The sequence below is a fragment of the Flammeovirga sp. AWQ4_249 genome (assembly GCF_056161045.1).
Map to the genome: position 1 here is coordinate 1 of NZ_JBSWYJ010000007.1, position 22,709 is coordinate 22,709.

The 22,709-nt window shown below is 30.0% G+C and carries 17 protein-coding genes; 7 read left to right on the forward strand and 10 right to left on the reverse strand.

Annotation, left to right across the window (positions count from 1 at the left end; all coding sequences use genetic code 11):
- Nucleotides 1–157: 157 nt before the first annotated feature.
- Both ACXAHM_RS07535 and ACXAHM_RS07540 read right to left on the reverse strand, forming a co-directional pair.
- Nucleotides 158–799 carry a YceI family protein gene (locus tag ACXAHM_RS07535; RefSeq protein WP_474959806.1) on the reverse strand — a complete coding sequence of 214 codons (642 nt, stop codon included), beginning with the start codon at nucleotides 797–799 and terminating at the stop codon, nucleotides 158–160.
- 38 nt (nucleotides 800–837) lie between these two features.
- Entirely contained in the window at nucleotides 838–1,350 is a 513-nt protein-coding gene (locus tag ACXAHM_RS07540; protein WP_474959807.1) for an HIRAN domain-containing protein, read from the reverse strand.
- Between the two features lie 209 nt (nucleotides 1,351–1,559).
- Here ACXAHM_RS07540 and ACXAHM_RS07545 point away from each other — a divergent pair, with 209 nt between their 5' ends.
- Nucleotides 1,560–2,132 carry a hypothetical protein gene (locus ACXAHM_RS07545; RefSeq protein ID WP_474959808.1) on the forward strand — a complete coding sequence of 191 codons (573 nt, stop codon included), beginning with the start codon at nucleotides 1,560–1,562 and terminating at the stop codon, nucleotides 2,130–2,132.
- A gap of 70 nt (nucleotides 2,133–2,202) precedes the next feature.
- A complete protein-coding gene (locus ACXAHM_RS07550) occupies nucleotides 2,203–5,445 on the forward strand; it encodes a hypothetical protein (protein WP_474959809.1) in 3,243 nt (1,080 codons plus the stop codon).
- A gap of 56 nt (nucleotides 5,446–5,501) precedes the next feature.
- Here ACXAHM_RS07550 and ACXAHM_RS07555 read toward each other — a convergent pair whose 3' ends face one another.
- Nucleotides 5,502–5,969, reverse strand: coding sequence for an LEA type 2 family protein (locus ACXAHM_RS07555; protein ID WP_474959810.1), 468 nt, complete (start codon nucleotides 5,967–5,969; stop codon nucleotides 5,502–5,504).
- A 307-nt stretch (nucleotides 5,970–6,276) separates the two neighbouring features.
- Between ACXAHM_RS07555 and ACXAHM_RS07560 the strand changes: the two genes are divergently transcribed.
- On the forward strand, nucleotides 6,277–7,938 hold the full coding sequence (locus tag ACXAHM_RS07560; RefSeq protein ID WP_474959811.1) for a hypothetical protein: 1,662 nt from the start codon (nucleotides 6,277–6,279) through the stop codon (nucleotides 7,936–7,938).
- A 1-nt stretch (nucleotide 7,939) separates the two neighbouring features.
- Here ACXAHM_RS07560 and ACXAHM_RS07565 read toward each other — a convergent pair whose 3' ends face one another.
- The gene (locus ACXAHM_RS07565; RefSeq protein ID WP_474959812.1) at nucleotides 7,940–10,384 is read right to left on the reverse strand and encodes a PspC domain-containing protein; all 2,445 of its coding nucleotides are present in this window, start codon (nucleotides 10,382–10,384) and stop codon (nucleotides 7,940–7,942) included.
- A gap of 257 nt (nucleotides 10,385–10,641) precedes the next feature.
- On the opposite strand from ACXAHM_RS07565, the gene ACXAHM_RS07570 reads away from it, so the two are divergent.
- Both ACXAHM_RS07570 and ACXAHM_RS07575 read left to right on the forward strand, forming a co-directional pair.
- Nucleotides 10,642–11,310, forward strand: coding sequence for an FKBP-type peptidyl-prolyl cis-trans isomerase (locus ACXAHM_RS07570; protein ID WP_474959813.1), 669 nt, complete (start codon nucleotides 10,642–10,644; stop codon nucleotides 11,308–11,310).
- Between the two features lie 112 nt (nucleotides 11,311–11,422).
- Entirely contained in the window at nucleotides 11,423–11,863 is a 441-nt protein-coding gene (locus tag ACXAHM_RS07575; RefSeq protein ID WP_474959814.1) for a hypothetical protein, read from the forward strand.
- A 48-nt stretch (nucleotides 11,864–11,911) separates the two neighbouring features.
- Here ACXAHM_RS07575 and ACXAHM_RS07580 read toward each other — a convergent pair whose 3' ends face one another.
- Nucleotides 11,912–12,880 (reverse strand): DMT family transporter, encoded by a 969-nt coding sequence (locus ACXAHM_RS07580; RefSeq protein ID WP_474959815.1) that lies wholly within the window; start codon nucleotides 12,878–12,880, stop codon nucleotides 11,912–11,914.
- An 18-nt stretch (nucleotides 12,881–12,898) separates the two neighbouring features.
- On the reverse strand, nucleotides 12,899–14,824 hold the full coding sequence (locus ACXAHM_RS07585) for an AAA domain-containing protein (protein ID WP_474959816.1): 1,926 nt from the start codon (nucleotides 14,822–14,824) through the stop codon (nucleotides 12,899–12,901).
- 374 nt (nucleotides 14,825–15,198) lie between these two features.
- On the opposite strand from ACXAHM_RS07585, the gene ACXAHM_RS07590 reads away from it, so the two are divergent.
- A complete protein-coding gene (locus ACXAHM_RS07590; protein WP_474959817.1) occupies nucleotides 15,199–17,598 on the forward strand; it encodes a TonB-dependent receptor in 2,400 nt (799 codons plus the stop codon).
- Between the two features lie 79 nt (nucleotides 17,599–17,677).
- On the opposite strand, the gene ACXAHM_RS07595 is transcribed toward ACXAHM_RS07590, so the two are convergent.
- Together ACXAHM_RS07595 and ACXAHM_RS07600 are read right to left on the reverse strand one after the other, a co-directional pair.
- Nucleotides 17,678–17,977, reverse strand: a complete 300-nt coding sequence (locus ACXAHM_RS07595) for a rhodanese-like domain-containing protein (RefSeq protein ID WP_474959818.1) — start codon at nucleotides 17,975–17,977, stop codon at nucleotides 17,678–17,680.
- A gap of 63 nt (nucleotides 17,978–18,040) precedes the next feature.
- A complete protein-coding gene (locus ACXAHM_RS07600; protein WP_474959819.1) occupies nucleotides 18,041–18,673 on the reverse strand; it encodes a Crp/Fnr family transcriptional regulator in 633 nt (210 codons plus the stop codon).
- Nucleotides 18,674–18,841: 168 nt separating this feature from the next.
- Here ACXAHM_RS07600 and ACXAHM_RS07605 point away from each other — a divergent pair, with 168 nt between their 5' ends.
- Nucleotides 18,842–19,333 carry a cupin domain-containing protein gene (locus tag ACXAHM_RS07605; RefSeq protein WP_474959820.1) on the forward strand — a complete coding sequence of 164 codons (492 nt, stop codon included), beginning with the start codon at nucleotides 18,842–18,844 and terminating at the stop codon, nucleotides 19,331–19,333.
- Between the two features lies 1 nt (nucleotide 19,334).
- Here ACXAHM_RS07605 and ACXAHM_RS07610 read toward each other — a convergent pair whose 3' ends face one another.
- Together ACXAHM_RS07610 and ACXAHM_RS07615 are read right to left on the reverse strand one after the other, a co-directional pair.
- Nucleotides 19,335–20,882 carry an SLC13 family permease gene (locus ACXAHM_RS07610; protein ID WP_474959821.1) on the reverse strand — a complete coding sequence of 516 codons (1,548 nt, stop codon included), beginning with the start codon at nucleotides 20,880–20,882 and terminating at the stop codon, nucleotides 19,335–19,337.
- 6 nt (nucleotides 20,883–20,888) lie between these two features.
- On the reverse strand, nucleotides 20,889–22,637 hold the full coding sequence (locus tag ACXAHM_RS07615) for a PAS domain-containing protein (RefSeq protein WP_474959822.1): 1,749 nt from the start codon (nucleotides 22,635–22,637) through the stop codon (nucleotides 20,889–20,891).
- Nucleotides 22,638–22,709 lie beyond the last annotated feature (72 nt).

Genomic DNA, 22,709 nt, shown 5'->3' on the forward strand with positions numbered 1-22,709 from the left:
AACTTTAATCCATAGGTCAATAAAAAAATGGACGCCCCCTAAAAAGAGAGGACGTCCATCTAAAAATGACCAAATATTAATAGATAGGTGGTTTAACAACACTTAAATAGTTACCTACCGAATACACTGAAAAGAAGCTTTTTATATGTTTATTTTTCTATTGAGCTAATTTAGCTTTAATGAATAACTCTACATCAGGCCATAAAACAGATTTACCATCAGCACCTTTATGCAAGTCATAACAAACTTTGTTTAATGCATTGATAGCATCCATGCCATTCCAATCTTTTACATCAATCATACCTTTCATTACAACTACGTTTTTGTCTGCTTTTGCAGTTAATTCTACGTCTTTTGTAATGTCATTCATAGTAATACTTACTTTAGCTTTACCATTTTCAACAGATTTAACTTCACCTGAGATATCAACAGTATTCGCTAATGTTCCAAAGAAGAATTCTACGATTTTAGCATTTCTACCATTGTCGTTTGTTTCGACAGAATTTACAGGAATTGTGAATTTTAAACCAGGTAAAATATCAATAGCATTATCTACAGATGCTTTTGCTGGTGTCACATCGAATTTTGTGAATTTCCCGCCAACACCGACTTTATCAGATGTTTTAAAAGCAGTAAAAGAAACTACTGTTCCTTGAGCATCATAACTATAACTTGATTCATCAACAGTGATTACTTTTTGTGAAGAAGATTCTTCTTCAGTTGACGATGATTTTGGTGATGAACATCCAATCGCTGAGATTAATGCTGCACCCATTAGATAGTTAACTAACTTTGTCATTTGTTCTTAAATTATTATTTAGTTGTTAGACCAACTGTTTAAAGTTTTTGTTTTAGTTTACGACTATAACGCTGTAAAACTAACTCAACCTCAAAGTTGCCTTTTTCTTTGTAAATTTTCAAAATTTTTGCTTCAACAGGTGATTGATTTTGCAAACGTGATTTAATTTCTATTGAAATATCCATATCCAAGAAACCAATTTGCTCACCATTTAAACGAACAACCTTGATTGCATCTTTATCAAATCGATTTAATTCATCTGGAATTAACATCAAAATTTCATTTTCTTTTGTAGAAGAAAGAATATCTTGACGATTTACACCTGTATCTTCATTATTATATTTTGTTCCAGCAACTTTAGTGACTTGTACTTCCAACTTTTCAAGGTTATTGATATCATTAAACCTTTTTAAATACAATTCATAAGTTTTTAGTTCCTTCTCTTTTTGTTCTTGTAACTGTTTCTTACTGTCACTTAAACTTCTTTTTATATAGAATAAAAACAGGATACAAATAGGGAAAATAATAAACCAAATTATCAGATTGCTCATATATTTATACGAATAGTTTCTAAATATTGAAGTACAAAAATGTTTTACTAAATATCGATGAAAAGTTTTATAATATTAAATTTTTAAAGAATTATACCTTAATATTTTTTGTAGAACATAGATTTTATCTAAGAATGATTATATTTATTAATTAATGCTATAATCTTGTTATTAGAGAATGACATGACTTTTTCAGTAGATTTTTTGTAATGGATAATTTTAAAGAAATATTTTTTTCAATTTTAGGTATTGGTCTCTATTGGTTTCTTTCCAATTTAGGAAAAAAGAAAACGGAGGACACACACAATCATAATATTGATGATGATAACATTGTTCCACCTTCTTATGAAGTTAATAATAACAAATCAGAAGAGCATTTAGGTGATTACAATTCAAATGAACCTAATTCTTTCAAAGATCTATTGAATGTTTTATCTGACCCAAGTAAAATTATCGATCGTCAAAAAGAACTAAATCCATTAGATCCTAGTTCTTCTGAAAAGAGGCTTCTTTCTGATTTGGATGAATATAGTCCATCAAGAGTAGCGCAAAATACCTATGAGTCCGGAATGGATAGGTATTATTCTGAAAAAGAAGAATATCAGTGGAAAGATGATTATGCTATTGATATAGATCGTGAAAAAGTTGATAAAGGTAAAAATATTACAAAAAAGAAAAAAAATAAAAAGAAACAGAAAAGTATAACACAGCTCTTAAAAAGTCCCAATAGGGTTCGAGATGCTTATATCATGAATGAGATATTGACAAGAAAATATGATTAAAAAGTCATAACCCTATACTAATTCCATAATTACCTTTTAGCTCTTTTTAATAAACTCACTACTTTATACTATGAAAAGAATATTGCTTTCGATGGTTGGAGGATTACCCTCAGAATGGCCAAGAATTGCTGCTTTATTAACCTTAGGATTTTTTACGGGTATTTTTATGGCGACTTATAGTGTTGCTATTAATACGCTATTCATATCATCATTTGGTAATGAAAATGATTTCCCATTAGCACTAATTACACAAGGAGTTTTAGGAATTATCTTCACAATTGTTTTCTCTAAACTCCAAAATATAATTGGTTTTAGGAAGCTGGTCTATTTTACTTCCATTATCATATTAATGATCATTGGGGGGATTTCTGCATCATTGATTTATTTTCATGAAAATGAATGGATTGCTTTTTTTGGATTTGCTACGTTAGGACCAATTGCGTCGATTTCTCTCTTGATATTTTGGGGTGCTTTTGGTCGTTTATTTAATTTCTCACAAAGTAAAAGACTTTCGGGTGGTATTGATACCGGTCAAGCAGTGGCCACTATATTGGCATTTTTCTCAGTACCCCTAATCCAACAAATTTTACCATCATTAGACTATTTGTCTCTAGTTGGAACATTTTCTTACTTGGGGTGCTTAGTTTCTTTAATTTATATCCTTAAGAAATTTAGAATGCATGCTGCAGAGGCACTTACTGTAGATGAAAATAAAAAGGATGATCATCAACGAGTTCGTTTAAGAGATTACAAAAAGTACTTTTTAGTGATTAGTACATTTGTTATGTGTTCAAGTTTTTCTGCAGCATTTGTTGACTATTCCTTTGTTACAGTTACTCCTCAATATTTTCTTAAGGAACAAGAACTAGCCAATTTCTTAGCCTTTTTTGAAGCTTTTGTTATCATTGTATCTTTCTTAGTTCAAACATTTTTGAATGATAAGATTCTTGAAGTATATGGTTTAAAGTATTCATTAATGCTATTACCAGGTCTACTTGTGTTTTTTGGTGTGATTGATTTAGTCATAGGTTCTTTATTTGGACATAGTCAAGAATCTGAAGTATTCCTTATGTTTTTCTTGATTATTTCAATGTCTAAACTTGTAACAGATGCCTTGAGAGATTCACTAGAAAATCCAACAGTTAAGATCTTCTTTTTTCCTCTTCCAACAGAAATTCGTTATGAAGCTCAAACATTGGTAGAAGGTACAGTTGCTCAAATTTCAACTCTTGGAGCCGGTATCATTATGATTGGTATTTCCCGAATGGGAGGGTACAATATTCTTTACAATAACTTTGTAATCTTTGGAATTGTTGCTGTATGGGTATTCATTACTGTTAAAATGTATAATGAATATAGAGTGTCATTACAAAACCTTTTAGCCGCAAATTCTACTGAGACAGAATACTTTGATGGAATAGGTAAAAGATTTCAAAATAATAAAGTACAAAATTTACTTCAAAATAGATGGAATAGCGTATCTACTAAGTTATCACCATTATTATTCAAACTAATTGAAAGATTAGATATTTTCCTATTTAGGTCAATTCTTTCTGAAAAGGGGAATTTATTGAGGTTTGTCAATAAGAGAATTGCTTTAGGTAAAATTAAACAGTATAGAATTTACGAAAGTACAACTGCCTTAGATGATTTTATTCAAGGGTCCTTTGATGATGATGAATTGACGGGCGTTGCTAAAAGCCTTTCTGAAGAATTAAAAGCTGAAGTGTTATTAGAAGCCAATGCTGAAAATATCATTGAATTTTCAAAATCTTCAGATCCAAAAGATAGAATAAAGGCTTCACGACTAATTTTTAGTCATTATAATGAATCATTAGATAATGTAGTTTCCAAGTTAATTAGAGATTATAATTATGATGTTCGTGTTGAGGCAATGTCGTTGGTGGGGTATCATAAATTATCCAATCTGATTCCAGTTTTGGTTGAACGTCTTTCAATAAAAGGAGATGAAAGAGTGGCCTTATCTGCAATTGTGGCTGTAGGCGAGGATGGAGCAAATATTTTAGAAAACTCTTTTCATAAAAATGGCCAAATTCAACAGACAAAAAGATTAATTCTTCAAGCTTATGCAAAAATTGGTTCAGAAGAATCAGTTCAATTGTTAGCAGATAAAATTACATCTCCAGAGAGGAAAATTTCATATGAAGCATTATCCTTATTGAGTGCTTTAGGTTGGAATGCAGAAGATGAATATCAAATTATTTTCTTAAAGGAAGCTCTGAAAAGAGAAGCAAATAACTGTTATTGGAATATAGCTGTTTCATTGGAAATTGAAGATTCTAGAGAAACTGTTTTAGTTCAAAGAGCTATACAATCTGAAATATTGAGCAATTATAATCAAATGTTTCTGATTCTTGATATGCTTTATGATAGAGGTTCTCTTGATCTTATTAGAAAAAACCATGAGTTAGGAACAGCTGATAGTATTGGATATGCAGTTGAATTGTTAGATGTATTGATTGATGAAGATATCAAAGGGTATGTTTTACCATTATTTGAAGATTCTTCAGCAGAGGAAAGAGTTAAAAAACTACAAGAGTTATTTTATAGAGAAACATATACAAGTGACTATGCTTTAATAAGGTTAGCTACTAGAGACCCTAACTGGCTGTCTTCTTGGGCTAGAGCAGCAGCATTGTATGCGTTAGCTTATAAACCTAGAATTTGTAATCCAAATATCTTAGTAGGTTATTTATTTGATCGAAATAAATTATTATCTGAGTTGGCAGCATGGATTTTGAAAATAAATTTCCCTGATATCTTAGAAGAGTCATACCATAGATTGGATCAGAAAATGGAATCTGATTTAAGGGAGTTATTGAGAGATGTAAATTCATTGGATTGGAAAGAAACGCCAAAATTCACCTTTTCTAAAGCATTATTTTTCTCTAATATGTCTGAGTTTCATGGCTTAACTGGGGATGAGTTGAGTGAACTTGCTGAGGTTTCTAATTTGAAATTTTATACTTCTGGTAAAACAATTACGACAGCAGATCAATTAAAGGAAGAAGGGCTTTATATTGTGAAGTCAGGTGAAGTTGCTATTGGTAACGGAGATGTACACACACTTTTATATAAGAAAAGATCAATGATTGGAACATATATTTCTCCAAAAGCAGAAGCATGGGTCGGAGAAATGTATACACTTTCAGATACGTATATTTACACTATCGATGAAAAATCTTTCTTCTTATTGTTAGCGACGGATATGCACATGGTTGAGATTATTATGAATAATGTAAGAAGATCATATAGAACTTCTATCAACCTCCAAAAAGTGGCATTAGAATAAACGAAAAGGTCATGAAATTAAATTATTTCATGACCTTTTTAATATAAAAAAAGATTTTACAAACTCAAACCAATTGTTTCCTTTTGATCAAATGGTACTTTGAAGTTTACCCCTAATACTTTTGTTCTGATATATCCAGTATAACGTACTTCAAAATCTTCACCAGTTGCCATATTTAAAAGACCACCTAATAAATTTTTAAATAAGGCTTTTGGAGGGAATTGTACTTCAAGCGGTAATTTAAATTCTGACTTTTTCTTTGCTTCAGAAGTAATATTTTGGTTTACTGACCCAATATTATTACCATTTACCAAGACATCAACATATATTTCATCGATTGTGATTGAAACACTATTCGGATTATATAAAACCGCTTCTGCTTTCACTACAAAATTACCATCTTCTAAAGAAAACATTTCCATATTTTCGAGGTTAACAAATTCTGGAGATTCAGGTCCACAAGAAGTTAATGATAAAAGTAAAATTGAAGTAAATAAATACTGTAATAAAGACTTAAAGTTCATTCTAAATTTAGTTTAAAAAGGGTGAAAATATTTCAACTTAAAAATAGTTTAATTATTCATTATAATTATGATTTATTAAAGAAATGATAGCAAAAAAATACCTAATGACATAATTATTACCATATTTCTTAAGAGAAAATTCCTTTTTCAAGTATTTTTAAGTTTTACATATAGCGATGGTTCAAAGTTATTTTATTACTCACGTGTGAATACATGTTAATATTATTCTGTATTCACTGATTTACATTAAATTTGTATAAAATAGTAATCCGAGAATTTATTATCTAAATAATCGACAATTTCATCAATGATTCAGCCTGATAAAAAAAGCATATTTTTTCAAATTATTGAATATTCTGTTTATCGATTTTATTCTCTTCTTAAAGAAGGAAAAGGTGATATCGGGGATGGAAAGCAATGCTTTAAATTAAAGGGGAGAGGTGTAAACCTATATTCAAAATTTGATTTTTTAGAATATAATAAAATTAATGATACTGATTTTAATGAAGTTTGTTTCGAATTATATTCATTATCAAAGAGAACTCCTACATGGGATATAGATAGATTATTTGCTTATAAAAATGAAATAGTAGATAACCTAGAGAATATATCTGAGGCTAGAAGTGTCAATGATTTAGAAGTATTTGTATCGGATTCTAAAACAGCAAATTTTATCTTTACCTTTCTAATGACTATACAACAAGAAACTGATGCTACCGAAAATTATGTAGAAGAAGTAAAAAGTGAACCTAACATTGAAAATGTTGAGTACAATTCTCATGAGGAATCAGATGTAATAAAAGGGTTGCAAATTGAGTTTTTACAACGTTTTCAAGTATTAGAACAACGTATCAACGATCTTGAAACAGATAATAAAAGATTGGAATCTAAAGAAAAAGAAGATCAAGAAAAGATCAAACTTTTAGAAGCTAGTTTAAAAAAAATAGAAAAAATTGAGGAGCAAATTGAGATTTTGCAAAAATCAAGACAGAAAGAAATTAGAGAAGTTTTTGATGAACTAGAAAATAAATTGACTGTTATTTCTGATCAATTGAGTAATGTAAATCAATCTTCTTTCCAAAAAGAATCTATGCATGATTTTTTGACAAGAATAGATCAAGTTGAAAAACAGATCATTGATATCAAAGATGAATATGTTAAAGATGATGCCTTACACTCATTCTCAAAACAATTTGAGAAATTAAATAAAGAAATTAGTTTCCTTACAGATGAACATGGTAATGAATTAAAGAAAGTTGATTTAAGATTTACCAAGATTAAGGGAGAAAGATTAGAATTAAGAGATAAAATGAACATTATCGAAGAAACTACTTCTGAGAAGATTGAAGATCTTAATTCGAAATTAGATACTGAATTAGAACAAATGAATACAGTATCGGATGAAATGACTAGACGTCAACAAGAATTGCAAAATATTTTAAGAGAAGAAATTTCTAATAATAAATCTTATATTGATAAACTTTCAGAAAAAGTAGCAGATTCATTTGCTGAGGTTAAAGATAAGCAACATGAGATGTTTATAATGTTGACTGAAAGTAAAATATCTAAATCAGATAATTCTCCAGAAATTAAGATAGAAGCATCTAGGCATGAATCTAGTGATTTCAACACAAACGAAGAAAATTCTTCAGGGGACTACTTAGAAGTATTTTATGCAGAACCTGATGGTAATGGTTTTCTTACAAACCTTTCTTCAAGAAAATTAACTTATAAACATGTTTATAAGATTAAAGTAATAGATGAAAATTCAGCAGACTTTGAATTTGTAAATGAAGAAGATGCAAAGAAGACATTAAATATGAATCTAGCTATGATGTTTGATGAGTATATGTCAGATAATGGGAGTGTTGGACCAAAAATTACGTTGTCGAGCTTTGGAGAAGCAAGAAAAGTAAGAGGTTTAAATGCTTGGAGAGTACATAGAAAAGCAATTGTAAGCAGGTCTTAATTTACCTTTGTGTATGTTTTTCAAAATGAAGAGGCTCACCTAAAATAGTTACTTTACTTAAAGGGGATTGAAAAATAATGGCACTTTCTTTAGCTGTCATTTCTATTTTTGAAACCCCTTTTGCTTTTGCTTTCAATTCATTTACATTGAATTTTTTACCCTCTATTTTTGATCCATCATTTGCAAAAATGTAGGCTTTAGAAGAGCTGCCTGAAATATTTAGTACAGACGAACCTTGTAGTATTGTGTACAAAAGTTCAGTATTCATGCATACATTTGCATCAATATTACCATCCAAGTCAATCTTTAATGAATCAGATTTTGATGAACTTAAATTAAATGTACCATTACCTTTAAACTCAACTGCTTTTATGTTTTTTGGTACTGTAATCGTTAATTGTTCATTTTTTTCATCTGATTTATTGAATGGATAAATTGATAAAACACCATTTTCATTTTTATAATGATAAGTAGAACTCTTACCTAAGATAATCAATGGTTTTTCACGTCTATCGGCTACTTTTAACTGTACATTTAAATTTCCATTTAATCTAAGCGTATCAAATCCTTCGTGAATTTGAAAGTTGATAGAATTATGATCACGCCTGTCTGTTGTATGTACCCTTTGTCTAAAAACTCTTGGTGCTTTTGCTGATTTTTTAGAAGGGTTTGTATACAATTGAAAGGGATTATTTTGTACTGTTTGACATAAATCATCTCTGTCAAACATTAAAAATTCGTCTTGATTATACTGATCAAAAGCAAGGTCTTGATTTTTTAATCTCGCCTGTAGGACTTCATCAATAGTGAAAAGTCTCATTTGAGGAATATAAACGTATAAAGAAAGTTCTTGATATCTATATTTAGCACCTCTTGGAAATGAAAAATGTGAACCTAAAGTAATATCATTATCATGAATTGAAGATAAATAATCTATTGCTTTGGCATTTCTGATTGCATCTTCTCTAGTTTTTCCAAGTGCTTTATGGAAAAAGACCATCTTTACTTTATCACCTTCATAACTATTGATATGAATATCTACTTCATTCGCATCGATATGACCTAATTTATTTAATTTAATATTAATAGGTCCACCATTTATTGGAATAAATACTTCTTCTTTATGTGAAGCTTGATTATCTATATTATAAACTGACATGTTTAAAGCAGTCAGCATTAAAACAAGTAATACAACGTTAGAAATCACTAAACCTACCCAACTAGTATTCTTTAATACCTTCTTGAAAGCCATTAATGTTATACTCAATGCAATCATTAAAGAGGCAGCTGCAGTAAATTCTAATGTGGATATTATTGCAAAAGTATTTGGTATACTATCTTGAAATGTATTTAAGAAGTTTTTATCATATTCCATTAATGTGAAAAAACCAAAATCTTCAGATATAATACTAGTTATTGAAGATAATGAAACAAATTTCAAACTAACAGCAATAAATGGTAAGGTTGTAATGATGGTTATAATCGTAGAAATGAATAAAAAACAACCAAATATAAAACTTAAAGCTCTCCATAATTTATATAATAAAGGGCTAACATTTATGTTTGTGTTTTCAACTTTCTTGTAGATTTTACCAAAATATTCACCAGAGAAATTAGTTTTTTCAAATGTTTTTGTAAGGTAAGTTTCAATTTCATTAAGGTTAAATTGAACACCTTTACTCTGGAATTTATCTTTTAATGACCTCGAATACGGAGTAACAATCCAAGTTACTATATAAACAATGATCAACTCATGAATCATGTAACTCAGTCCAATAAGACCTAATCTAAGCCAAGTAACTTCCATATTAAGGTAATTACTCAATCCTGAAGCAATACCACCAATCATTTTATTTTCTTTATCTCTAAAGAAGATCTTGGTATTAGGATCTCTTTTGATATTTCTTTTTTCAGGTAATAATAACCATCCGATCAGATAAGAAATACAAACAATAGCTAAAGGTATTTTAGTAGTTCCAAGTAAAAAGATGGGAAGTATTAATAACATTCTAATCCATAATGGATCTGTTCTCAATATATCAGCAATACCAGCAGCTACACCACCTATTTGTTGACGATCTATATCTCTATATAGATGTTTGAATTTTTCAGATAGAGTAGTAACAGTACCTTCGTAAATAGATTGGTTATAGTACTCTTCTTCTTCCACTTTGTTTTGTAGATCAGGAATTGTATAGCCATCAGGTAAACCAATAATTAGTATTGCTTGCTTAACATCATCTTCAGTTAAGAAATCAAATTCATTGTCTATATAGGGAAGGAGAAGTTCAGAAAGTTTATATTCTAACTCCTTAATTATGATTCCAGAATTATTGAAATTCTTAAGGTGTTCATATAAAGCAACACGATAGCTTTCCAATAATTGCTTGGCGTCTTCCGTGATCTTAAAGATATTATTACCTATATGTACACTAGTATGAATCATGTAAAAAGTTACGTTTATTCTTATTTGAACTATAATTATAACTAATCAAATCTAAAATTTGACCAAAAAAGTGTAATCATCTATCTTATTCTCGTAAATCACTGATATACAAGGTGTTGAACTTGGTTTCATTTTAAATGTTAAAATAAAATAAAAAAAAAGACTGTTCATTATTGTACATTTTGAACACAATTCTTTAGAAAAAATACATACAACTGTATATTTGATCATACAAAATTTAAAATTCTATTTAATATATGAAACATCTCGTTTTTTTAGTTTTACTATTCACGACTACTTATTCTTTTGGGCAATGTGATAAATGTAATCCTTCACAGGAAGAATCAGACTTTTGTTACACTGATAAAAGATTTGATGGATTATGTGCCAAGTTCGTTGAAGGTAAATCGTATTTTTTTCTTGATAGAAAGAAAAAAGAAGTTAGACTAGATTTTGATTTCAGTAAGGCTGACGACCCTTTAGCTTATAAAAAGCTTGTAATGGATAAAAAGCTAAAGGTTTCGGCTTATGAACTATTATTTATTCAAACTGCTGTTGAGGTTTGGAACGTTGAAAAAAATAAATTAGGGTATGAATTTTTACCGTCAGGTTTAGGTATAAAAATCATTACAGAAGGTGATGGAAGAAAACCAAAGAAAGGTGAGAATGTGATCGTACATTATGAAGGTTTTTTAGAAGATGGGAAAAAATTTGATTCATCTAGAGATCGTAACAAAGAATTTGAATTCCAAGCTGGAGTTGGGCAAGTGATTAAAGGTTGGGATGAAGGAGTTTTAAATTTACCAATCGGTTCAAGAGCAATGTTGATGATTCCTGCTGAATTAGGTTATGGCTCAAGAGGTATTGGCCCAATTCCTCCGAATGCTACTTTAATCTTTGATATTGAGGTAATTGGAGTGAATTAGTGTTAACTCTCGTTAATGCTTCTTATCGAAGAAACTTTTTCATTAAATCAAGAATCTTTTTTTTCTCAGTTACGTTAGAAAGGTTATAAGTACAATTAAACTTTTTGCTTTTATGAGAAAGATATTTTTGATTACTGTTTCTATTTTATCATCATTTATTGTTAACGGTCAGACTTTAGATAGTAAAGAATATTTAACTGATGTTACAAAAGACATCATCACTACGATTGAAAATGGTGAAGATAAAGAAAAAGCATTTGATTTGATTCAAGCATCAAAATCAGAAATAGAATATGCTCATTTCTTAGAAGATAATTTTGAATTAAATAACGAAGATAACATTCAGTTGTCGGTTAGAGATATAGATCATCTTACAAAAGTAGTTACAATCCGAAATAAGGGTAAATCTTTTATGAAGATGGTAGATGAAGCTGCTCCTATGGTACAATCGGATGGCACAACAGTATTTTATGCTAATTCTGACAAAACAGTGAGCTCAATAAATGCTCAAGTTGGAGTACGTGTAGCAGTTATATCAATAAACAAGAGATAAAATAATAACTCAAAATAACAATTAAGGCAACCATTTGGTTGCCTTTTTTTAAGTTGATAAGTTTTTAATGCTATTTCTTTTAGGTTTCCACTTAAAGCTATTTATTAAAAGACCTATTACGACTAACAAACCACCAAAGATTTGTGCGGTAACAATTGGTTCTCCTAAAATAAATGACGCACTTACACCAAAAACAGGAACTAGGTTCATAAATAAAGCACTTGTTTCAGCTCCAATTTCTTTTATCGAAATAAACCAAAAAGCTCCACACATTGCTGTACTTAATGCTCCCATAAAAAATATAGCACTGATATAAGTAATGTCAGTAGGGAAAATAAATGTTTCATTAGCAATGCTAAAGATATTAAAGCAAATACAAGCTACAATAGTGATTAAAGTAGTTAACCAAAGAGGAGAGATGCCACCTAAGAATTTCTTTAAGTATACATTACTAAAAGAGAAACTAAGATTTGCCCCTAGAATAAATAAATCACCTTTTGAAAAAGAAAGGTTTGTAATTACTTCAAGATCACCTTTAGAAATCACCATTAGTATCCCCAAGAAACCAAAAATAATGGCTAGAATTTGTTTTTTGGTTAACCGCAGCCCTAACATTGGAATGGAAATCAATGCTGTATTCAAAGGAGTTAATCCAATAATTAATACACCGTTAAATGCAGAAGTGTATTTCATTCCTTCTAAAAATAAGATGTTGTAAATAAAAGCACCAACAATACCGATGAAGATGATTCCTTTCCATTGTTTTTTAGAATCTTCGATATCCTTTTTTGTAGGTTTTTGTAAAAACATAAAACCAGCTAAAAGTATAGCTCCAAGAGTATACCTATAGTTGCCTGTTAACATTGCAGAAGTATAATCTAAAGCAACTTGTGTAATGTGAAAATTTACCCCCCAAATGAAGGTAGTTATCACTAAGAAGACATAATATTTATTTTTCGGTGGCACAGTGAGATTGATAAAAAGTTGGAAATGAGATGCAAATATCCAAAATTTCATCAATAGTGCTACAATTTTTTAATACATTAATTCAAAAGCACTTCTATAAGCATTGATTTCTTGAGTGTAATCCACAAATTCTTTATAAAACTGATGACGACAAATTGTACTGCTGTCACCAATAATAACAAGCTTTCTTTTAGCCCTAGTCATTGCAACATTCATACGACGAGTGTTTTGTAGGAAACCAATAATACCCTCTTCATTGGATCTTACTAAACTAATATAGATAATGTCACGTTCTTGCCCTTGAAATGAGTCAACAGTATTAATATTAATTTTTTCTTTTAAATGTTCATCAATATCAAGATGATATAAAGCTGTTTTTAATTTTTTGACTTGTGCTTTATATGGAGTTATTACACCTATATTCTTTACTTCATCTTGAATATTTTGTGCATTGAGATTTTCTAAATAAAGTTCTAAATGTTTTTTTAATAAATCAGCTTCTTCTTTGTTACTTGTACTTAAAGATTCAGGATCAGTATAATCATAGAAACCAGTCCCTGCCGTATCAATAAATTCTAAGGGTAGATCTTCAGAGAATATCAATTGCTCTTTGACGAGTTCATTTGCAATGAGTAGATTTTTGTAAAAATATTTCGAAGAGAAATTCATGATCTTTTCATGCATTCTATATTGCTCAGTAAGCATTACATCTACTTCTTTAGATTTGATTAATCTTTCGAAAAGTGTTAGCTCTAAGCCATTTTTTGCTGCTTCTATCGATTTAATAGTAGGAGGTAACTGTTGGTGATCGCCAGCTAATATTATTTTATCAGCTTTAAGAATTGGTACCCATGTAGCTGCTTCTAACCCCTGTGCGGCTTCATCAATAAATAAAGTTGAAAAGTTTTTACCTCTCAATACTTGAGTGGAAGCACCAACTAATGTACATGCAATAACTTGTGCTTTATCAATGATATCTTTAGAAATATAATCAGAAAGTGCTCTTATTTCTTTTCTTAATTTATTGGCTTCACTCCATAGCATTTTTCTCTCTGCTCTTTCTTCTTTTCCAAAGTTTCGTTTGAACTTTTGAGCAGCAGTTCGGTATTGATTTTCTTGTTGCTTTACCGCTTTTAATTCTTTATATCTTAAATGCTTTGTTGTTTTTACGTCGATAGTTTGATTTAGAATTGTATCAGTTATTCTAGCAGGATGACCAAGCCTGACAACATCTATGTCTTTCTCTACCAATTTTTCTGTCAGAAGATCTACGGCAGCGTTACTTGGAGCACAAACTAAAACTTGATCAGTATTTTTTAAACTTTGAATAATACATTGAATAATTGTTGTTGTTTTTCCAGTACCAGGAGGACCATGTACAATGGCAATGTCCTTACTTTCTAAAACATTCATTAAAGCATTATTCTGATTAGTATTTAAATATGGAACATCAAATTTGTGAATTTTATTTTTCTCCGGTGATTGATCTCCAAAGAAAACAAATAAGTGCTTTGAGATTGGCATTGTATCACTATCCTTACAGATCATTAATGCTCTTTCCATTTCTTTGTATGTACTTTCATCAAAAAGTAACTGTATTCCTAATTGCCCATCATTTATCCACTCCGGTAAATCATCGTTATTTAGTGTGATCGTCATGGTATTTTTCTTTACCATGTTCACTACAGCTTTTACATTTTCAGTATGTTCTTCGTTTTTTCCTGCTGTTGAAAATAAACTAATACTTTTTCCTGATTGAAAAACATGATTCTCCGTATGATTTTCATTTCTAGAGACTTCCACAATAATTCGGTCACCAGCATCATATGAAGTTTTATTTAATTGAATCGGATACCAGCATATACCTCTTTTTCTTCTCTCTTCAATAGAGGTATCACTCATTAATTTTTTGTACTGTTCTAAATCTTCCTTTCTTTCTATTTTCAATAACTCTAATTGTTGTTGAAAATGTTCTTTGATCTCTTGTTTGTTCATATTCTATTTTATGATAGGGTCTTTCATTTAAATTAAACTTTTTTTTAATAAAAATCATTGTTAATGCAACCCTTATCATTTCAAGATGTCTTTAAGGTAGAAATGAAATAAAAATTATAAAATTCGTACGATAATGGACAGTCCTGTTCGATGGTGTTACAGCGTACAGTGTGTTATTATTAAATTTATAATTTTTATTGCGTTTTGTTTGTGAATTTAAAATTCATGATCTATAATTGAATCAAATATTAAATGATTGTAAATTATTATAAGCTTCCATTAAATTGTTTATAATCAGCTCTTTACTATTTGCTGATCGATAAAAATCAGTTCAAAAAACTATTAGTGTCAAATTATTATTTTTTTTAAAATCTATGAAAACTTCTACTCTAGTATGTGCATATATAGCATTTATATGCCTAATTTTTACATCATTTACTTCCCTAGCAAATGAACCACTAGCAAAAGGTACTGTAAGTGGTAAACTAATCGATGCAGAAACAAGTGATCCTATAAGCTATGCATCAATCGCTTTATTCGACAGTAATAATACTTCAATTACAGGTGCGATGTCCGATGAAAATGGAATATTTTCTATTACCAAAGTTCCATTAGGTAAATACTCATTAGTAGTTCAATTTATTGGCTATGAAAAATTCACAAAAGAAATTGAACTAACACAAAAATCTTCTAAAATTAATGTTGGTGAAATAACATTGAAATCATCTATTGAGCAATTGGATGAAGTGGAAATCACTGGGGAAAAGTCTTTTATTGAAAATAGAATTGATAAAAAAGTGATCAATGTCAGTGAGGCCATGATCGCTGATGGAAATTCAACTTCTGAAATTTTAAACACTTTACCCGAGGTAAATGTAGGAGCGGATGGTACAATTTCATTAAGAGGGGACAATAATGTTAGAGTACTATTGGATGGAAAACCTTCTCAAATGGATATCAACCAAATTTTACAGTCACTTCCAGCGGATGCCGTTGACCGTATAGAAGTAATTACAAATCCTTCTTCAAAATATGATCCTGATGGTCTTTCAGGCATTATCAATGTCATTACAAAGAAAGATGCTTTGAAAGGATTCAATGGTAATTTTAGCTTAAATACAGGTTCAAATAATAAATATTCTGGTTTTGTTGGGCTAAATTATCGAGTAAGTAAATTCAACTTTTTTGCTCAGTCATATATAAGTTCAAATGAGTGGGATAATGAAAGAGATCTATACAGAGATTATACTGATAACTCTATCAATAATTTAAAGCAATACGAAAATATCAATGATGATAATGGATTTAGAAATGTTCGTTTAGGTATGGATTATTTCTGGGATTCAACGAATACATCAACTTTTGCATACGAAAGATGGCAATGGAAGTCAGATGCTTTTTCTGAATTTACTAATGAATATATGAATGGTGATAATGTTGAAGGTAGCACTTTCCAATTAGGAGAAAATTATAATCTTGCTCAAGGAGATCAGTATAATCTAAATCACAGAAAAGAATTCAAAAAAGGAAATTTAGAAATTGATTTATTTGCTAATATTGGAGAAGCTGATATTTCTCCAAGAAATGCTCAAAGAATTGGTAGTGGAGAATGGCAACCTCTAACAAGTAATAGCAATACTGCGAATTGGGTATTTGGACAGTTAGCTGTTGATTATGACCAACAAATAAGTAATAAGTCATCTTTTGAAGTAGGATATAAAGGACAAGTAACTGATGCTGAAATGAATGTTGAAAACGTAAATTACGTTTCTGATGACACATTGTCTTATACATATCCTTATGCTGAATCTGTACATGCATTATATGGATCTTATTCTTTACAGTTAGGGAAAACAAGAATCAAGGCTGGTTTAAGAGCTGAAACAGCAATGATGGAAGGACAAATTACAAACTCTTCAATTGGCGATACAACTTATACAATTGATTATCAAAACTTATTCCCTTCGCTACATATTCAGCATAAATTAGGTGACAAAAACACAATTGGTGTGAGTTACTCTAGAAGAATAAAAAGACCGAATGTGATGCAATTATTACCAATTGAGATGTCTTCAAATCCTCAAAGTGTAATGGTTGGTAATCCAGGTTTACAACCGTCTTTCACAAACTCTATGGAGTTGTCTTATGGATACATGGGAGGTGCTGTAAGTTTTAATTCATCATTCTATGTGCGTCATTCAACAGATATAATCAGAGAAATTGTAGAGTATAATCCAGATAGAGATTTGACAATCATGACCTATAGAAACTTAGGAGAGTCAATGACAGGAGGTGTTTCATTGTCTTCGAATTATTCAATGACGAAATGGTGGGAATGGAATGGTTCAGTTGATATTTACTATTTAGATATCGAAGATGAAAATGAAGAATTTACAATTCCTACAGATGCAAATCCTATCAACTGGTCCGCTAAATTGAGTGCAAAAATTACTCCTATTAAATCTTTGACTTTACAATTAATGGGTAGATATACTGCGGAAAAATATGATGCACAGCGTATTACAGATCCTCAATATTCAATGGATTTAGCTATTAAAAAATCAGTCTTGAAACACAAAGGAAGTTTAAGTTTTAAAATTAATAACCTTCTATATAGTGGTGAACAAAGAACATCATACGGTGATGGTTTTGTAGAGATGACTGATTTCCAGCAAGAAAATCCTGTATATAGACTCTCATTTTCGTATGCTTTCGGAGGTCAATTCCAAGGGCGTCAAAAAAGAAAATTACAGTCTAGCGGAGGAGGATTATAAAAATAATTCATAGATAATAGTATAAATGAGAAATGCTACCTAACGATGTTGGGTAGCATTCTATTTATACTTTTTTTACTTAAAGATTTGTCCAACCTCCAGCATTATATACTTCTTTTATACCTGCATTTTTCATTATTGCTTTAGCATTGGAAGCTCTCATTCCTGATTTGCATACCACAATAATTGGATCTCCAAGTTTTAAAATTTCAGGCATTCTTTTTTTTACTTGATCTAAAGGAATATTTACAGATCCTTTAAAATGTCCTGAACTAAATTCACCAGTAGTTCTTACATCTAATACTTTAACGCCATCTTGAATTAATTGAGCGTAATCGACTTTTGGCCCAATGCCAAATAATTTCTTTAAGAATTGCATAATTTGAGTTTAATTTTATTCAACGAATTTAAGATTAAATAAATTAACTCAATGTGATAATTGTTACTTTAGCAATTCAACTTTGTTTCTACCCAATTTAACACTACCTAATTTTTCTAATTGCTTTAATAATCTAGAAATAACTTCTCTAGACGAATTTAAATTCAATGCTATCTCAGAGTGTGATATATTTAATATATTACTATCTTTTATCTTACTTAATTTATCTAAGTAATTTAATAACCTCTCATCCATTTTTTTGAAAGCAAGTTCATCGATAGCCTTTAATAGCCCATCAAACCTTGCCTTATAAGCTTTCATAACAAAATTTCTCCATTCTGGGTATTTTGTTGTCCACTCAGTGATAATTTCTAAAGGAATTTTATAGACAATAGAATCTTCCTCTGCGGTTACAGAAACGGCACTTTCTTGATACATCATAGAAATAGTACAAGTCTCGCCATATTCTAAATAATATAAGAATAATTCATGACCATCTTCGTCCTCTCTTGTAACCTTTAAAATACCTTCAGTCACAATTGGAACAAAGTTCATTTCTTCTTTTATATCTATTAAATAGTCTCCCTCTTTAACATTAACTAATTCTCCTACTGATAAAAATTCCTTTTTTAATGGGTGATTTTCATCTAACATTGAAAAGCTAACATCAACAAAATTCTTAAGATTATTATTCATAACGGTTTATATATGAAGAAGTTTACATATGTCAAAAGTACAATATTAGTATGAATTCAAAAACAAAATAAACTTTAATAGTAGTTCTTTTTATATGAAATAGGTAACTAGTTGATAGAAAAATATTTATCTTGTATAAAAGATTAAATTAAGATAAACCACTTATAAATGAAAAAACAAGAAGTCATTGATTACTTAGAGATGATGCCTCATCCTGAAGGAGGGTATTATGTAGAAACTTACAGGTCGCACAAAACAACACATATCAAATCTGACGATCTAGAGAGAAATGCTTCAACTGCCATATATTATTTAATGGGAAAAGGGGAATTTTCTACATTTCACAAATTAAAATACACAGAAATTTGGCATCACTATGATGGAGCAAGAGTAAAAATTGTCGAAATAACTCCAGAAGGTGAATTATTGGAAACAATAGTTGGAAAAGATCTATTAGCAGGAGAGCATCCTCAATATGTTATCAAAGGAGGAAACTGGTTTGCTGCAAAAGCTTTAATCGATAATGACGAAGATTATGTTTTGGTGGGTTGTACAGTATCTCCAGGTTTTGAGTTTGAAGATTTTGAAATTGCTAATTTTGATAAATTAGTAGAACAATTCCCAAATCATAAAGATGCTATACAGGGTTTTAAAAGATAATCTATTTGAATATTATAGGTATTAAAGTATGACCTAAAATGGTTAATAATACCACGGATATAATATTTAGAGCAACTCCAGCTTTTACCATTTGCGATACTTTTACATGACCTGATGCAAAAACAATCGCATTTGGGGGAGTTGCCATCGGTAACATAAAAGCACAACTTGCAGCCATTGCAATTGGCGCAGCAAAGGCTAATATATCAAATCCCATAGCGGTTGCTACACCTGCGACGATTGGTAAAAATATTGTTGCTAAAGCTGTATTACTCATAACTTCGGTGGCAAACAACATAATGGTTATAAGTAATAGTGTCATCGCAATGATACTCAAATTCGTAGATTCATATATCTCTTTACCGATATACTCTATAACACCTACATTGCCAAGAGCACTTGCCATACTTAAACCTCCACCAAATAAAATTAATACACCCCAAGGTAGTTTTTCAGTATCTTTCCAAGCTAATAAAAAGGTTCCTTTGGCTTTTGATGATGGAATAATAAAGAGTAATACTGCTGAAAAAATCGCAATACTTGAGTCATTTAAATTTATAGGAAGATATTTATTTAATACTGTTCTAAAAGTCCATAATAATGCTGCTAATATAAAGACAACACCAACACTTTTTTCTTCCAACCCTAAATTACCTAATTCATCATATTTATCCTCTATTAATTTTTTTCCACCTTCTATTTTTTTCAATTTATTAGGGTAGACAATTTTTACCAAAAAGAAATTGACTATACCTAGCATGACGATAGAAAAAGGTAAGCCAATCATCATCCAGCTAAAAAAATCAATATCTATATCATAAGTCTCTTTCATAAAGCCTCCAAAAATAGCATTAGGAGGTGTACCAATTAAAGTAGCTATCCCTCCAACGCTTGCACTGTAAGCTATTCCAAGCATTAAAGATGTACCAAAATTTTTAGCGTCCTTTCCATTCGTTGAATTTTGGTTTTCTAACAACAGGTCTATTATTGATTCAGCAATTGGAAACATCATAACAGTTGTTGCTGTATTGGAAATCCACATACTCAAAAATGCAGTGGCTAACATAAATCCTAAAACTATCTGATTGGCGTTTGTTCCAGTTTTTTTAACAATAGAAAGAGCAATCCTAATATGTAAATTCCATTTTTCCATACCAAGGGCAATCATAAATCCACCCATAAAAAGATAAATGATTGGATTACTGTATGGTGAAGTAGTTTCTTTTATTGTTTGGACATCAAAAAATGGAAATACAAAAATTGGTAAAAGAGCAGTTACAGCTAAGGGGACAGTTTCCGTTACCCACCAAACTAACATCCATGCTGCTAGTGCAATAACTGTAACACCTTCATCAGATATAGACGAGGGTAATAAGTCGATATATTTAATGAAGAAAAATAGGAGTGGACCAACAATTCCACCGATCATTTTTTCTTTAGAATATTGTAGTAACTCAGGCCCTTGAGTGGTGACTGGATTTTCTGGATGTGTAGAATTGGACTTTTTTTGATGTTCTAAGTCGTTAGGATTTAAGTCACTACGTTTCATTCAATGTTACTTTAGGTCAGGAATGAGAATTTCTAATTTTTGTGTTCTGTTGTTAGTATAATTTACTTGATATTTTCCTTTTAACTTCTCAATTAAATCAGTTGTGATAAAAATTCCTCTAGTAAAGTCATTGTAGATATATTCAGAAGTATTTGATTTATCAAAACTATGGTTATTTGAAGCATAAGAATTTTGTGGGGAAACATTATCTTCAAAAGAAAGATACATTCCATTTTTTATGTTTTTTAGTTCAATCGTAAGTCTAATATTTATATCTCTTGATACATTTTGTAAAATTGTTGAACATATATTTTTGAATAACAATAGAAGCCTTTCACTATCTGTATGTATACTTTTTTTGATGAGGTTATTAGTTGTAATTGAAATATTATAGCCTGATCTCTCTATAAAAGATTCAAGTTGTATCAATAAACTTTTTATATCAACGGGTAGTATATTGATTTCTTTTTTCTGATTATAGTAATAGGTTAAGATTTTTTGAAGATGCATATCTTGTGTCCAAAGTGTTTCCTCTAATAATTGAGTATACTCTTTTGAATCATCAGAAGCATTCATTAATTGAACAAGACCTTGCATTGTAGTTAAAGGTCCTCTTAAGTCATGAGCTGCTCTATAAACAAAATGATCTAATTTATCTTCTACTTTTTTCTGGTCAGAGATATTTAAGAATACGACATTAAGACCTACAACTTTTCTATTTTCATATATCGGAGTGAGATATATTTCAATGGCTTTCCATTCTTTATCAAAACCAATATAGAAACTTTTATATTCTGTATTTTTTGATTTTAAAGTTTCATTCATCAATAAATAAATCACTTTTCCGGATTCATTAGTGATGATTTCTTTAATGTTTTTCCCATAATCCTTTTCAGTCAAAAAGATTGAAGAATAGGAATCATTTAAGGATCCAGTCCACGATAATTTTAAATTTTTATCAAATTGACAAATTTTAATCTTCGAATTGTCTAATATCGCTTCATAGCGTTTTTCGTTGTCTTTAAGTTGTTTTTTAGCTTTTGTAAGAGCTGTTAAATCTTTTAAAACACAAACGATATAAGGGGTGTCATCCTCAGAAGATACAACGTTGGCACTAACTTTTACAGGTAGTAAAGTATTATCTTTTTTTATGACAACAGTCTCCGTAATTATTTCTTTATTCTTCTTGAGAATGTTGAAATCACTTTTACTTTTTGCCTGTTTTTTATCTTCAATTATATTGATGTAGGAATGACCAAAAACTTCCTTTTCTGTATAACCTGTGATTTTTGAAAAAGATGGATTAGCAAAAATTATTTCTTTTGAAAATGGATCGATCCAAATGATAGCATCAACTGAATGTATATATGTATCTTTAAACCTCTTTAGGTGTAGTTCTCCTTCTTTATTTACTTCTTCAAAAGTTGCATTGACAAATGCTTCTTGAATAAAGAAAGGGTAGAGCGTTACTTTAAAAATATGAGGTTTAGATTGGATTGAGATAGTAAATTCAAATACGACAACGTCCTGTGTGTCCAAAGCATCAAATATTTTTTGCTTGAATACAATCTGGTTTTTCGGAGATAATCCAACAGCAATAGATCTATTTTCTTCAAAAGTGTGAATTCCATTAAGGAACCCTTTCGAAATAAATTTAATATTGCCATTACTATTAATAACTAAATAATGATTTGCCTTTGTTAGCATAGATGAACTTTCTCCGATATTATTGTCCTTCTGTAGAAATACATTCATAGAGTACTAGAATAGTAACATTTTTGGTGTTATCATATACAATTTAACGAATAAGATCTATTTTATTGTAAA

What these genes read in the sequence shown, in the direction of transcription:
- ACXAHM_RS07535 (WP_474959806.1), bottom strand. Translation starts at nt 799, where the DNA reads ATGACAAAGTTAGTTAACTATCTAATGGGTGCAGCATTAATCTCAGCG.
- ACXAHM_RS07540 (WP_474959807.1), bottom strand. Translation starts at nt 1,350, where the DNA reads ATGAGCAATCTGATAATTTGGTTTATTATTTTCCCTATTTGTATCCTG.
- ACXAHM_RS07545 (WP_474959808.1), top strand. Translation starts at nt 1,560, where the DNA reads ATGGATAATTTTAAAGAAATATTTTTTTCAATTTTAGGTATTGGTCTC.
- ACXAHM_RS07550 (WP_474959809.1), top strand. Translation starts at nt 2,203, where the DNA reads ATGAAAAGAATATTGCTTTCGATGGTTGGAGGATTACCCTCAGAATGG.
- ACXAHM_RS07555 (WP_474959810.1), bottom strand. Translation starts at nt 5,969, where the DNA reads ATGAACTTTAAGTCTTTATTACAGTATTTATTTACTTCAATTTTACTT.
- ACXAHM_RS07560 (WP_474959811.1), top strand. Translation starts at nt 6,277, where the DNA reads ATGATTCAGCCTGATAAAAAAAGCATATTTTTTCAAATTATTGAATAT.
- ACXAHM_RS07565 (WP_474959812.1), bottom strand. Translation starts at nt 10,384, where the DNA reads ATGATTCATACTAGTGTACATATAGGTAATAATATCTTTAAGATCACG.
- ACXAHM_RS07570 (WP_474959813.1), top strand. Translation starts at nt 10,642, where the DNA reads ATGAAACATCTCGTTTTTTTAGTTTTACTATTCACGACTACTTATTCT.
- ACXAHM_RS07575 (WP_474959814.1), top strand. Translation starts at nt 11,423, where the DNA reads ATGAGAAAGATATTTTTGATTACTGTTTCTATTTTATCATCATTTATT.
- ACXAHM_RS07580 (WP_474959815.1), bottom strand. Translation starts at nt 12,880, where the DNA reads ATGAAATTTTGGATATTTGCATCTCATTTCCAACTTTTTATCAATCTC.
- ACXAHM_RS07585 (WP_474959816.1), bottom strand. Translation starts at nt 14,824, where the DNA reads ATGAACAAACAAGAGATCAAAGAACATTTTCAACAACAATTAGAGTTA.
- ACXAHM_RS07590 (WP_474959817.1), top strand. Translation starts at nt 15,199, where the DNA reads ATGAAAACTTCTACTCTAGTATGTGCATATATAGCATTTATATGCCTA.
- ACXAHM_RS07595 (WP_474959818.1), bottom strand. Translation starts at nt 17,977, where the DNA reads ATGCAATTCTTAAAGAAATTATTTGGCATTGGGCCAAAAGTCGATTAC.
- ACXAHM_RS07600 (WP_474959819.1), bottom strand. Translation starts at nt 18,673, where the DNA reads ATGAATAATAATCTTAAGAATTTTGTTGATGTTAGCTTTTCAATGTTA.
- ACXAHM_RS07605 (WP_474959820.1), top strand. Translation starts at nt 18,842, where the DNA reads ATGAAAAAACAAGAAGTCATTGATTACTTAGAGATGATGCCTCATCCT.
- ACXAHM_RS07610 (WP_474959821.1), bottom strand. Translation starts at nt 20,882, where the DNA reads ATGAAACGTAGTGACTTAAATCCTAACGACTTAGAACATCAAAAAAAG.
- ACXAHM_RS07615 (WP_474959822.1), bottom strand. Translation starts at nt 22,637, where the DNA reads ATGAATGTATTTCTACAGAAGGACAATAATATCGGAGAAAGTTCATCT.